This window comes from Streptomyces sp. GMY02 (assembly GCF_019056675.1).
GTDB lineage: Bacteria > Actinomycetota > Actinomycetes > Streptomycetales > Streptomycetaceae > Streptomyces > Streptomyces odonnellii.
The window spans coordinates 1-12,256 of sequence record NZ_CP077658.1 but is presented as its reverse complement, the minus strand read 5'-3'; the positions used below and the strand labels follow the sequence as shown (position 1 = coordinate 12,256).

General features: G+C 70.4%; 10 protein-coding genes and 2 pseudogenes. 8 read left to right on the top strand and 4 right to left on the bottom strand.

Annotated elements, in window-relative coordinates; genetic code table 11:
• Nucleotides 1-15: 15 nt before the first annotated feature.
• The gene (locus KQY30_RS00055) at nt 16-387 is read left to right on the top strand and encodes a MerR family transcriptional regulator (protein ID WP_217310638.1); all 372 of its coding nucleotides are present in this window, start codon (nt 16-18) and stop codon (nt 385-387) included.
• A gap of 399 nt (nt 388-786) precedes the next feature.
• On the opposite strand, the pseudogene KQY30_RS00045 reads toward KQY30_RS00055, so the two are convergent.
• Together KQY30_RS00045 and KQY30_RS00040 are read right to left on the bottom strand one after the other, a co-directional pair.
• Nucleotides 787-1,095, bottom strand: a pseudogene (locus KQY30_RS00045) (transposase); the annotation flags it as partial.
• A gap of 169 nt (nt 1,096-1,264) precedes the next feature.
• Nucleotides 1,265-1,990 carry a dienelactone hydrolase family protein gene (locus KQY30_RS00040; RefSeq protein ID WP_217304958.1) on the bottom strand — a complete coding sequence of 242 codons (726 nt, stop codon included), beginning with the start codon at nt 1,988-1,990 and terminating at the stop codon, nt 1,265-1,267.
• Between the two features lie 106 nt (nt 1,991-2,096).
• Here KQY30_RS00040 and KQY30_RS00035 point away from each other — a divergent pair.
• Nucleotides 2,097-2,612 (top strand): annotated as a pseudogene (locus KQY30_RS00035) (transposase); the annotation flags it as partial.
• 324 nt (nt 2,613-2,936) lie between these two features.
• Here KQY30_RS00035 and KQY30_RS00030 read toward each other — a convergent pair.
• Both KQY30_RS00030 and KQY30_RS00025 read right to left on the bottom strand, forming a co-directional pair.
• A complete protein-coding gene (locus KQY30_RS00030; protein ID WP_217304957.1) occupies nt 2,937-3,542 on the bottom strand; it encodes a lytic polysaccharide monooxygenase in 606 nt (201 codons plus the stop codon).
• 706 nt (nt 3,543-4,248) lie between these two features.
• Complete coding sequence (locus KQY30_RS00025) at nt 4,249-6,396, bottom strand: P-loop NTPase fold protein (protein WP_217304956.1); 2,148 nt, start codon at nt 6,394-6,396, stop codon at nt 4,249-4,251.
• A gap of 906 nt (nt 6,397-7,302) precedes the next feature.
• Between KQY30_RS00025 and KQY30_RS00020 the strand changes: the two genes are divergently transcribed.
• The 6 genes from KQY30_RS00020 to KQY30_RS35975 all read left to right on the top strand — a co-directional run bounded on the left by KQY30_RS00020 (nt 7,303) and on the right by KQY30_RS35975 (nt 11,439).
• Nucleotides 7,303-7,932, top strand: a complete 630-nt coding sequence (locus tag KQY30_RS00020) for an ATP-binding protein (RefSeq protein WP_217304955.1) — start codon at nt 7,303-7,305, stop codon at nt 7,930-7,932.
• 79 nt (nt 7,933-8,011) lie between these two features.
• Complete coding sequence (locus KQY30_RS35990) at nt 8,012-8,872, top strand: hypothetical protein (RefSeq protein WP_254406842.1); 861 nt, start codon at nt 8,012-8,014, stop codon at nt 8,870-8,872.
• A 2-nt stretch (nt 8,873-8,874) separates the two neighbouring features.
• On the top strand, nt 8,875-9,831 hold the full coding sequence (locus tag KQY30_RS35985; RefSeq protein WP_254407501.1) for a Mu transposase C-terminal domain-containing protein: 957 nt from the start codon (nt 8,875-8,877) through the stop codon (nt 9,829-9,831).
• Nucleotides 9,831-10,574, top strand: coding sequence for an ATP-binding protein (locus KQY30_RS00010; RefSeq protein ID WP_217304954.1), 744 nt, complete (start codon nt 9,831-9,833; stop codon nt 10,572-10,574). Before KQY30_RS35985 ends, KQY30_RS00010 begins: the two co-directional genes overlap by 1 nt.
• Nucleotides 10,571-11,251 (top strand): hypothetical protein, encoded by a 681-nt coding sequence (locus tag KQY30_RS35980; protein WP_254406841.1) that lies wholly within the window; start codon nt 10,571-10,573, stop codon nt 11,249-11,251. Before KQY30_RS00010 ends, KQY30_RS35980 begins: the two co-directional genes overlap by 4 nt.
• Complete coding sequence (locus KQY30_RS35975; RefSeq protein ID WP_254406840.1) at nt 11,248-11,439, top strand: hypothetical protein; 192 nt, start codon at nt 11,248-11,250, stop codon at nt 11,437-11,439. Before KQY30_RS35980 ends, KQY30_RS35975 begins: the two co-directional genes overlap by 4 nt.
• Nucleotides 11,440-12,256: the final 817 nt, after the last annotated feature.

Sequence of the window (12,256 nt, the reverse complement as noted above, 5' to 3'; positions counted from 1 at the left end):
CGGGAGGTGGGACGGGTGCGGATCGGTGAGCTGGCCAGGGCGACCGGGACAACCGCCCGTGCGCTGCGGTACTACGAGCAGGCCGGACTGATCTCCTCGCAGCGGGCTCCCAACGGCTACCGCATCTACGACGAACAGGCTGTGATACGGGTCCGCAACATCCGCTACCTGCTGGCCACCGGGCTCACCCTGGACGACGTGCGGGTGTTCCTGCCGTGCCTGGACGGCGATGTGGCCGCCGCACCGCCCTCGGACAAGGGCCTGCGGCTCGCGTTGGAACGGCTGACGGTCCTCAACGAACGGATCGCTGCCCAGACCGAGGTCCGCGACCGGCTGGAAGCCGCGTTGCGACAGACAACCGAGGGCCGGATCCGCCCAGTGGCCTGAACGCCCGCATCGTCGCAGAAGCCGGAGAAACCTGGAGCCACCACGCTCCCCACGGCCACTCACGGTGACCACGAGCCCTCAATCAGCCGAGGAACACGCGACTCTCGGTTACGCGTGGTCGCCAGTGAGGTGCTGCCGCGTAGGTAGGGTCCGCCTTCGCCTTGTGCGGAAGGCGGGTGTGCCGCCGGTCGCCGCGTCGCCGCCCAGCTCGTTCAGAGCGGGGCAGCCGATGACGGTGACGTCGTCGTGCTGGGTGGGGTGCTCCGGTTTGCGCGGATAGCTGCTGCCGAGGTCGCTCTGGTCGAGCCGGCGGGTCTCCAGCGCGGCCGACGTGAGCGGGGCACGGGACGTATACCGCGCTGCCACAGCAGGCGCCGGTACTTGTCGTGGTCGTAGCATCACATGGGAGGAGTCGATCACCGCCCGCGACCAGTCCAGCTTCTTCGCCGACCGCAGCTTCTTCAACAGCAGCACGTGCAGCTGGATCCACACCCCGGCTTCGTTCCAGGCGGCCAGTCGCCGCCAGCAGGTCATGCCCGAACCGGAGCCCAACTCCTGGGGCAGGTATTCCCACTGGATGCCGGTGTGCAGCACGAACAGGATCCCGCACAACGCCTGCTGGTCCGGCACCCTCGGCCGCCCCTCGACCAGCTTCGGCCCCGGCTTGGGCAGCAACGGCTCGCTCAACGCGCACAGTTCATCCGACATGATCCACGGCCGCGACTGACGCTTCCCCACGACCAGACCAACGAGCGGTCAGGCCAGCAGTCACATGGTCAACCACTTCTGTTGGGACCTCTAAGGCCATCTCCCCGCGAACTTTCTCATGTCCGACCGGGCCCCGCCGGAGGTATGCGTACAGGAAATCCCGGCCGGATCACTCCGTCACAGGCAGGCACTCGGCGAGCAGGCCGACGACGTCGCGCCAGGCTCGCTGCGCGTGCTGTGGGTGGTAGCCGACGCCGGGGACCACGGGGTGGTCGACCGTCGGGTGGTGGAAGGCGTGCAAGGCGCCGCCGTAGACCGCGAGGCGCCAGTCGACGCCCGCGGCCTGCATCTCGGCGGTGAACGCGTTCCGTTGCGCGGGCGGCATGATCGGGTCTTCCGACCCGACCCCGGCCCACACCGGGCAGCGGATGCGTGCCGTCTCGTCCGGTCGGCCCGTGGTCAGTGCGTTGACTGTCCCGATCGCGCGCAGGCTGACGCCGTCGCGCCCGAGTTCCAGACCGATGGCGCCTCCGGTGCCGTAGCCGACGGCCGCGATCCGGTCGGGGTCGGTCCGCGGCTCGGCGCACAACACGTCGAGCGCCGCGTGGCCTATGCCCCGCATCCGGTCGGGGTCGGCGAGCAGCGGCATACAACGGGCCAGCATCTCCTCGGGGTTACGCAAATAGCGCCCGCCGTGGAGGTCGAAGGCCAGCACTACGTATCCCAGCTCGGCGAGCGCATCGGCTCGGCGGCGCTCGACGTCGCTGAGCCCCGGGCCCTCTGGTCCGAGCAGCACCGCAGGCCGGCGGTCGACACCGGCGGGGAGCGCGAGGTGCCCGATCATCGTCAGGCCGTCGGCCGGATACGCGACCGTGCGTGTTGTAACCGTCGTCATGAGACTGGACGGTAGTGATCGTCGAGCCTGGTTGGGCCGGTGTTCACCGCTGGCAGAAGAGCGCGGGTGTGCCTCTGAAATGCGGTGATAGCTCACAAGATCCTGCGTTAAGACCTTCACCAGCGTGCCCGCCACGAGTCAAGGCACGGACAACGCCGAGAAGATCGTGGGCCGCAAGCGCAGCATCGCGACCGACACGCTCGGTCTCCTGCTGGCGGTGCTGGTCACCGCGGCCGGCTTTCAGGACTCCTTGGCCGGCACCCGGCTGCTCGGTCAGGTCGCTGCTGCCCACCCCGACCTGCGCAAGGTCTGAGTCGATGGCGGCTACCGCATGCACTTCGTCGAACATGCCGCCGCCCTCGGCATCGACATGGAGATCACCACTCGCACCCCCGGGACCAGAGGCTTCATCCCGATACCGAAACGGTGGGCGGTCGAGCGGACCTACGGCTGGCTGATGCTCCACCGGCGCCTTGTCCGCGACTGCGAAGCCCACCCGCACCGCTCCGAAGCCATGATCCACCTCGCCATGAGCGACCTGATGGCCCGCCGCCTCACCGGCGAGGCCACCATCTCCTGGCGCGACCCGGCATCAATGGATCAAAAACATATACCGGGATGAAGCAACGAGAGAAAACGATCTCTCAGCGGCGAGGAACCCTCTTCGCCGAGACCGTCGACCGCCTTCCAGACCTTCCTGGACCAGAACGAGATCCGCCGGTCGAAGTCCTGGCGGATCGCCAGCAGTTGAGCCCGACCGTCCAGGCTCCCCGGCATCTCCAGCCGCTTGACGATTTATAGGGCTTCAGAGTCGAGTGAGGAACGCGGGAAGCCCCGTCGGGGCGGGGTGACCAATTGGGGTCCCTGTCCCGACGGGGCTCGGTCGGCCGGGCGGCGGGTTACCGGCGCCCGGCGGAGGCCGGTGCCGTGTGCGGTGCTTTGCGGCTCACTCGAAGTTCACGTCGCTGCACCACATGTAGGCCTGGTCGAGGTGCGAGGCCTGCCAGATCACGAACAGGATGTGGTGTCCGGTGTAGCCGGAGGTCTGGACGGGGAACGTGATGTCCTGTGCCGGGGCGAAGCGGCCGGTCTGCGTGATGAAGTCGAGGTTGCTCCAGCCCAGGGTCTGGGTTTTGGGGTTGAAGCCCTGCTTGCTCACGTAGACCTTGAAGTAGTCGGCACCGTGGGACGCCTGGTCGTACATGTGGACCGAGAAGTTGTTGCCGATGGTGGTGGTCTTCCACGGTCCGGGCTTGTCCAGGCTGGCGTTCCTCGAGAGGTTGTTGCTGCAGAGTGTCCCGTCGGGGGTGCGTGCCTGGAACTGGCCCCCGAGGCCGTCGCGGAGCGCGCTCATCCAGTTCCACATGGTGTCGGGGTTGGCCTGGAAGGCCTGCCAGCACATGGGGTCTTGGGTCTGCATGGCCGGGTTCGTGTGGTCGTTGCCCCACGTCTTCCAGCACTGGTACGCGCGGGTGGCGGGGCCGACGACGGTGCCGTGAGCCTGGGCGGGGGTCGACCAGGTGAGGGCGCCGACGGCCACGGCGAACAGCATGACGAGCGCCTGGAGAGGCCGGTGGAGGGACGCTCGCGAACGCCCGGTTAACGGACTCTTTTTGCGCATGGTGGGGGACTCCTTCCAGTTGCAAGGCTGCTATGGGAGCGCTCCCAAACATAGGTCTTCCGAGTGAGATGTCAATGAAGCAGACGGAGTTGATTACAGGGGTGGGTGGCGAGCAGGGAATCTGCCGTGAGCCGGAGTCGGAATTGTTCGCGGGACCGGAAAACGAGGATGCGGCCTGGACCGGTGTGCCTGGCCGACGATGCCACCCTCTTCTGGCGCGACCCGACACTCGGGGGTTAAACACTCATTCCGGGATGAAATATCGGGAGAAAACGACCTCTGGGCTTGCCGTTTAAGGTCCGGCGTCGAACGCGGTTCGAACTTGATCAGCGTTTTCGCAGTTCAGCGGACGTGAGAGCGGCCTTTGTCTGATCCTGTGCTCCGTCACAGAGTGGATCAGCGCGAAGGCCGTGGTCGTGAGCCTGGAGCATCAGGGCGTCCTTCGGGATGCATTCGCGGAAGTGTCCCACTGTGAGTGGGCGTGTTGGTGGCATTGGGTGGGTGTCAGCGGGGTGGGGGTGCTGAGTGCCTGGTCCGGGGGTTTGTGTGGGGGTGGGTTCGCTGTCATGGGGTGACCAAGCGGCTGCTGTTTTCTTACTTGTGTGGGGTGGCTCGGCTGTTGTGGGGGTGGCTGTTCCTATGGGGTGTCGGGGGTGGCTTGGTGTGGGTCGGGTCGGCGGTCCCGGAGTGCTTGGAGGATGTTGGTCTGGTGCGGGTCGGTGGGTGGTGGGGTGTCGGGGGAGTTGTTGAGGTGGGGTGTGAGGCGGGTGTAGAGGTCGTCGTGGGTGAACATGGCGTCGAGGCTGGCCCAGGTGTCGTTGTCGATGAGGGGGAACGGGAACTGCTGGGGCGTGATGAGTGCGGCCAGGAGCGGGAGGAGTTCCCATCCGTGGTCGAGGCGGTCGCGTAGCCAGGTGCGGATGCCGGCGGGGTCGGTGTGGCGCCACATCCAGATCAGGGTGTCGTCCTGGTCGGTGAGGTCTGGGGTGGGCCGTGCGGCGGCTGGTGTGAGGTGTTCGGCCAGGCGGCCGGTGAGGGCGTCGCGGGCCTGGGCGGCCCATGGTTCGGTGGTCGTCACGTGGTCGGAGGCGGTGTCGTCGGGGTTGGTGGCGCTGTGGAGGGTTCGGGTGGCGAGGACTGCTCCATCGGGTGTGGCTGCCATGGCCGCCACGATGGCGGGGCGCTGGTCGGGAGGCAGGTCGAGCAGGAGGCTCGGGGTCATTGAGCGCACTCTTCGGTCGGCGCCGAGCAGGCCCATGGCTTCCGGGTCGGCGGTCAGCTGGCCGTAGTTGTCGGCCATGGCCTGGAGCAGTGCGGCTGCGGGTACGGGGACGCCGTCGGCGCGTAGTTGGTCGATGCGCCGGATGATGCGGTGGGTGTCGTCTCTGAGCCGGAGCAGCAGTTGTGCGGCCTCATCGCCTTCAGTCCCTGATGCCATTTGGGCGAGGGCCTGCTGGAAGACGGCTTCTGGGAGGTCGTCGGCGGGAACGGTGAAGACGACGTACCGGTCGAAGTAGTCCTGGCTGCCGATCCCGCGTCGGCGGGCGGCGGCGCGGGGGTCGCTGCCGTTGCCGATGGCCTGCTGGACTGCGGGGAACAGCAGGGCCAGCAGCTCGAGCATTCCGTCGAGGTTGTCCTGGGCGACGCCGGCCTGGCGCAGGCGGTCCTTCCATCGCTCGGCGTGCTCACCGGGTCGGGAGTTGCGGTGGAGCGCCGGGTCGGTGCTGGTGCCGGTCAGTTCGGCGCGGTGGCGTCCCAGCATCCGGTAGACGCCTGGCTCGCTGGTCCGCAGGAAGGTGACGACCAGGAAGTCGACGATGTCGACCTCCCCGGCCAGCGAGCTGAGCGTCGCGCCGGCCTGTCCGAAGTAGCGTTTGATGGCTCGCGGGGTCCGCAGCCGGTCCTGGAGGTGCCGGAAATACGCCTCGGAGAAGCGCCGTTCCTGGTCCGCAGTCATGGACACCTGGTGGGAGTCCAGCAGTGCGTTGAGGAGACGCGTGGTCATGGCGGCGATGTCGCGGTCACGGAAGGCCGGTAGGTCGAGCCGGACCTGGATGAGCTTCTCCAGGAATTCCTGGGCTCGCTGGTCGTTCGAGCCGACGAGGTCGGTCCGTTGCAGGACGTCCAGCAGGGTCTGCTCGTCGAAGCTGATCAGGTAGTACACGTTCGGCAGGTGGCCGACCAGTCGGATGAGTTTGAAGACGACCAGTAGTTCCTCGGGAGCGAGCCGGTCCAGGTCGTCCATAACGACCAGAACCGGCAGGCCCGCCTGCCGCAGGGCCGTCTCGGCGGTGCGTTTGGCGGCCGAGGCGCTGGTGTCTCCGGCCACGCGTTCGGCGACGAGCTTGATCAGCTCCGAGGAGTCCAGGCCGAGCAGTCCCGTGAGCTTTCCCAGCGGACTGACCGCCTGGCCGAACGCTCCGACCTTCCTGCGCAGTTCGGACCACTGGCCATCGTCGGGGAGGGCCATGCGGATCTCGCTGAACAGGGCCAGCGTCAGTGATTCGAGGTCCGAGTACATCCACGGGTTCAGCTCGGCGACCGACCACATACTGGTGTCGGCGCTGGCGACCGCGTTTTTGAGGTGCTGGATCGCCATCTGCAGGACGGATGACTTGCCGGAACCCCAGGGGCCGATGAGCGCGAGGACTCCGGACTCGCTCTGCTCGCGCACCTGGTGGAGAAGTCCGACGGCATGCCGGGCGTACTGCCGACGCCCCAGCAGGTCAGGAGCGTCGGCGCTCCCGTCGACGGGGTCATCGTTGAAGAAGCGCTCACCGGGCATCGGCCCATCCTGCCCGACAACGCAGCGTCTCCGGTCTGGGATCGGCAACAACGTGCAGACCGGCTGCTGTCATGGGGTGACCAGGTGGCTGTCACGGTGCGGCTAGCAGATCGCGGTCCGGCTGTGTTGGGTTTGCCGGTCTTCGTGTGAAGGGGGTGGCCGGGGCGGTGGGGTTGGCCTTGTGACAGGTTCGGGAACCCCGGTGGGGGAGACGGTGCCGGGTCCGGCTGTTCTGGCGGTGGCCGGGCGGGTGGAGCGGGCTGTGGTGGTGCGGCGGCTGCTGGCGGTGGACCGGGGTGAGGGCGGTCTGTCGTCGTTGCACGTGCGGATCGCGGCCGGTTTGGCGGGGGTGACGGAGCGGACGGTGTGGCGGTGGCTGGCCGAGGGGCGCGAGGGGCGGGTGGAGGGGCGGCCGCGGCAGGGCGGGTTCGTGGTGGGCGACGCTTTGTGGGAGGTGCTCACGCAGGTGGGCGGGAACGTCGCCGAGCTGCGCCGCAGGATGCTCCGGGCGCAGGACGAGGGCGGGCTTCAGCGGTGGGGTGTCGAGGTGGTGCCGTCGTTGGCGACGCTGCACCGTGCGATCAAGGACGAGCTGAGGGCGGGCCGGGTGCTTCAGGCCGCCCGCGCGGCGTCGGGCCGGGTGGAGCCGAGCCGGTACGACCGGGCGCTGGCCGAACTCGGCTTCGCAGAGGGTGCGAACGGTCCGCCGGTTGTGGACGGCCCGGATGCCGAGCCGTCCGGCACGGGCGGTGAACAGCGGCCCGGCGCGGTGAAGACCGCTTCGAGTACCCGGGTGTCGGGTGGGGTGCGCCTGTACGCGCCGGGGGCGCGGCTGGTGTCGACGCGGCAGGTGGCCGGGGTGGTGGAGGCGGTGGGGCACACGGTCGCCGCGCGGGGATCGGCTGTGTGTACGGGGACACGGGGCTGGGGAAGACGGTCGCGGTCGAGCAGGCTCTGCATCTGCTGCCCGGCCGGGTGCCGGTGTGGCGGGCGGTGGTGGGGGTCGGTCCCGGGCTGCCGCAGGTGCGGGCTGCGTTGTGCGAGGCGCTGGGGCTGCCGTCGGGGTCGCTGACGCACCGTGCCGGACCGGCCGACCAGGCGCTGGTGGAGGCGCTGGCCGAGCCGGGTGTGCTGTTCCTCGACGACGCGCAGCGTCTGTCGCCGCCGGTGCTGGACTACCTGCGGCAGCTGTGGGACTCGCCGGGCTGTGCGGCTGCCCTGGTCTTGTGCGGGGCGGGCAGTGAGCGGGCGCTGGCCCGGGCAGCGGCGATGCGTTCCCGGGTTCTGACCTGGCATCAGGTCAGCCGTCTCGACCCGGAGGACGTGCCGCGGACGCTGGGTCTGTTCCACCCGGTGTGGGAGGACGCTGATCCGGCCGGCCTGGTGCGGGCGGATGAGCAGACCGCCCGCGGCAACTTCCGTACCTGGGCGAAGATCACCTCGCATGTCTGTGCAGCCCGGGGCCGCGACCCCGGTGCGGGCGTGGATCGGGACGCGATCGACCAGGCCTGCGCCCGGCTCGGCCCGTACTCATGACGGCCCCTCCCACGTGCCCTGGGCACACCGGTTTCGACGGCAGAAAGCCTCACCCCGTTCGGCGAGGAGAGACGGCGCGATGACGGACAACGGACCGCAGGACACCAACGGCGGCCACGGCGTTGACGCGGGAGGGCAGTGGCCGCCGCCGGGGGATCCGGCGGGTGTGCTCGGGAAGCAGTCGCTGGTCGCGCTGCGGGCGCCTGCGGTGCGCCGCTTGCTGGCGCTGCGGGCCCGGGGCGGTCTTTCGCGGCAGCACGTGCGGCTGGCGGGGGAGTGCCTGGGGGCGTCGGAGCGCACGGTGTCGCGGTGGCTGGCCGAGGCGTCCCGGAGCCCGGCGGCGGCTGCGCACCCCGGAGCCCGCCACACCGGCCGGTTCGAGATCACCGCGGAGATCCGGGTGCTGCTGGCGTACTGGCACGGAAACGCCTCCGCAGTCCACCGCCAGCTCATGGAGCGCGCCGCGGCCGAGGACGGGAGCGTACACGCGCAAACGTCCGGCACTGCCGTGCCCGTCCCGCCCGGCCTGGTGGCTGTTCCGGGCGGGGCAGCCCTGTCGCAGGTGCCGCTGCTGGATCCGGTCCCGTCCCTGTCGACGTTCCTGCGCGCGCTGCGCCGCGATCTGACGGCGGGGGAGCGCGCCGGTCTCGCCCTCGGACCGGAGGCAGCACGCGCCCACGACGTGTTCGGCAAGCGGCCGGCGTCCTGGCGCAACCACGCCTGGGAGACCGACCACGTCCAGGCCCCGCTGCTGGTCGACGCCGACGGCGACCTGGTGCGCCCGTGGATCACCTGGTTCATCGACACCGCCACCAAAGTTATTACCGGTACCGCTGTCACCCCGGGCCATCCCTCCCGCGCGTCGGTACTGGCCGCCTTGCGCGCCGCAGTTGTGCGGGACGATCCCTACGGCCCGGCCGGGGAGTGCCGGAGCTGGTGAGGATGGACCGGGGCAAGGACTTCCTGTCGGCCGCCGTCACCACCGCGCTCGGCGCGATGGGCGTGACGGTCAAGGACCTGCCCGCCTACAGCCCGCATCTGAAGGGCACGGTGGAAAGCCTCAACCGGGCCGCGGACCGGATGCTGTTCGCCGCCCTGCCCGGCTACACCGCCGGGCCCACCGGGCCCCGCTCGGAACGGCGCGGACGCACCGCGGGGGCGGTGTCCGCCCTGTCGTTCCAGGACTTCACTACGGAGGTCCTGGAGTGGACGACCTGGTGGAACACCGCGCACCGCCCGAAAGCCCTGTCGGGCCGTACGCCGCTGGAGGCGTGGCAGGCCGATCCGACCCCTGTCACCGACATCCCCGCCGCCGACCTGTGGGCCTTCACCCTCGAGGACGACGGCCGGCCCCGGAAACTGACCAGCCACGGCGTGAGCTGGCGCGGCCGCACCTACACCGCCGCGTGGATGACCGGCCAGGCCGGCCGCCAGGTCCGCGTGCGCTACATGCCCCACCACGACCACGAGATCGAGGTCTGCGACGCCCGTGGCCGCCACCTCGGCCCGGCGCACCTCGCGGACGCGGCCGCCCCCGAGCAACTGCAGGCCCTGCGCGAGGCACGGGCGGAGCGCGCCCGGCGCCTGCGCGCCGACGCGAAGGCCGCCGAACGCCTGCGCCGCCAGAGATTCGCCCCCACCACCAGCGCGGAGCCCGCCCAGCGGCTGGGAGCCGTCACGGCCGCCCAGGCCGACCGTGAACTCGCCGCCGCCGACTACACCGACGTCGCACGGCTGGCACTGCCCGACCTGATCCCGCCCGCCCCGCCTCCGGCCCACTGGCGCACCCCGCCCGCCCTGGCGGCCGGCACAGCGCCGCTCCCGCCCGCCCCCGATCCAGCCGACCCGTCGGCGGACGTTGCGCCGGAGCCCGGCTCCCGACCCGCAGGAGACGCCTGATGACCGAGGACGCCTACCAGTACGTCGACCTGCCCGACGCGACCGTCGTCACCACCCGGGCCCTGCTCACCGCGCGGGAGAACATCACCGACACCGTCGCCGCCCGCGCCATGATGTGTATCCACGGAGGCGCCGGCCACGGCAAGACGCTCGCGGTCAACACCTGCCTGCGTGAACTCGAACCGGGCGAGGACGTCCGACGGGTCACCTTCCGCGCCCGCCCCACCGCCCGGGCCGTGCGCTACGAGCTGTTCACCGCCCTCGACCTGCCCGGTGAACCGCCCCGCCACCCCAGCGAGTTCGACCGTCTGCTGAAGACCGCCCTGGCCGAACACCCCCGCACCTTCCTCGTCGACGAGGCCCAGTGGCTCAACGGTGAGGCGTTCGAGTACTTCCGTTACCTGTGGGACGAACCCTCGACCCAGCTCGCGATCATCTTCGTCGGAGGCGAGGGCTGCCACACCGTGCTGCGCCGCGAACCGATGCTCTCCTCCCGCATCTTCATCTGGCAGCACTTCACCCGCCTTACCCCCGACGAAGTCCAGCAGGTCATCCCCCTGTTCCATCCGGTGTGGGCCGACGCCGACCCCGACGACATCGCGTTCGCCGACAGTCACGCCGCCCATGGAAATTTTCGCGCCTGGGCCCAGCTGACCGCCCACACCCGTACCGGGCTCGCCCGCACCGGCCGGCCCCGAGCCGACCGGGAACTGCTGCGCTGGGCCTTCAGCCGCCTCGCATGACCGCCACGCCGCCGCCCGTCACCGTGGTCACCGCCCGCCATGACGACGTGCTCCACACGCACACCGCCCTGGCCGCCCACCACGTGCCGTCCGGCCGGATCACCCTCCACCCGGGCCTGGGCACCACCAGCGAGACCGGCCTCGCCCACGACCTTCTCGCCGCCCTGGGCAAACCGCCCCTGCTCCCGGGCGGCTTTCCCGCCGGCCGTCAGCCCGCCTGGGAAGCCGCCACCGCATGGATCACGGCCCTGCCCGTCACCCGGCTGACCGTCCTGCGCGCACACCGCTTCACCGCCCGCCGCACGATGCGCCTCCTGCAACTGCGCACCCTCACCGGCATACACCTGACCCTGGTCTGCCACCGCCCCCACCTGCCCGCCGCCCTGCACCAGGCCCTGCAGACGGCCGACTACTGCGTCACCGCCGACTTCCAGGCCGCCCGCCGCCACTACTACGGCACACCGGCCGCCGTATCCCCGCTTGTTGACGAGCCCGCCCGGCCGGCCAACCCGGTGGCTCACCCTGCCCGTGCTGGACCGCCTCGTCTCCTCACGACAGCCCCGCCCCGTGTACCGCCCCGTGCACGCCGCCGCCGATCGTCTTCCGGCACCGCCCGCCACCCGCACCCCTCACCGGGCAGACAGCCCGGGAAGCTGCCCGGCGCCTGGCCGCCGTGACCGCTCATCCCCGCCTGGCCGCCGCTCTCGCCGCCGCGCTCTTCACCGGCGTCTCCTTCCAGCAGCTCGCCACCGCCCGCCCTGGCGACTACGACGACGCCGCGGCCACCCTGGCCCTGCACGACCGCACCCGCTACACCGACGGCTGCGCCACCCACCGCGTCCGCCGTGGGCGCGCGTCTTCCTGAAGGCCGCCGTCTGCTTCGCCCGGCTCGCAACCGCCCAGGACCAGCACCTGCTGGCCGGCCCCCACGACCGCACCCACCTGTTGCGTGTGGCGGAGGCAGCGAGGCTGTGCCCGCCGCAGCCGCCCGCCAGCCAGCGCACCGGCCCTGCCGACCGTATCCAGTGGGACTGGCGCGAACGTAAGGAAGCACGGTGCTACGAGGCGATGCTGACACGGCACACAGACCCCGCCCCTCGCGCTGAGTCCGAACCCGCGTGCACGGTCAGTCGATGGAAAAATTGGCGAACTCGACGTCGGTGAAGGCGATCCTGAGGATCGGGCGCGCGCAGGCCTGTCCCGGAAGTAGGCATGCCCCAGAGCCCGGTGAGGATCACCATCTGCTGCTGCCCACCCCCGCCGGCGTCCTGGGCAGCGAACAGCCGGGGCCACTTCTTGCGACAGGTACCGGGTGATAAGCCGTACCCGTGGATCGTCCGACGAGCCTGCCGAGCGGCGAACTCGAACCGCGCCCTGGTGTGGAAGACGAACCTGTCGGTCTCGGCCCGGGCCCTCGCACGGAAGCACCAGGGCTGCCACCGTGCCCTGACGGCCTCATCGATCAGCCCCGCATGCACAGCACTGGGACGGCGGCGCAGACTCCGGCCGGGTGGTGGCCCACCTTTGTACCGGCGCTGGGAGATCCCCAGGAGGACCGCCACGTTCTTGGCGGAGCCCTCCGCCCTGAGCAGGAAACGCACGGCGGAGTCACTGTAGGCACGGACGGGTCAGCAGCGCCCGCTCGAGCTCCTTTGACGATCTCACCCATGCCCGCTCCCGAG

Coding starts and splice junctions, on each gene's coding strand:
- KQY30_RS00025 (WP_217304956.1), bottom strand. CDS start 6,396: ATGCCCGGTGAGCGCTTCTTCAACGATGACCCCGTCGACGGGAGCGCC.
- KQY30_RS00030 (WP_217304957.1), bottom strand. CDS start 3,542: ATGCTGTTCGCCGTGGCCGTCGGCGCCCTCACCTGGTCGACCCCCGCC.
- KQY30_RS35980 (WP_254406841.1), top strand. CDS start 10,571: ATGACCGCCACGCCGCCGCCCGTCACCGTGGTCACCGCCCGCCATGAC.
- KQY30_RS00010 (WP_217304954.1), top strand. CDS start 9,831: ATGACCGAGGACGCCTACCAGTACGTCGACCTGCCCGACGCGACCGTC.
- KQY30_RS00040 (WP_217304958.1), bottom strand. CDS start 1,990: ATGACGACGGTTACAACACGCACGGTCGCGTATCCGGCCGACGGCCTG.
- KQY30_RS35990 (WP_254406842.1), top strand. CDS start 8,012: ATGACGGACAACGGACCGCAGGACACCAACGGCGGCCACGGCGTTGAC.
- KQY30_RS35985 (WP_254407501.1), top strand. CDS start 8,875: ATGGACCGGGGCAAGGACTTCCTGTCGGCCGCCGTCACCACCGCGCTC.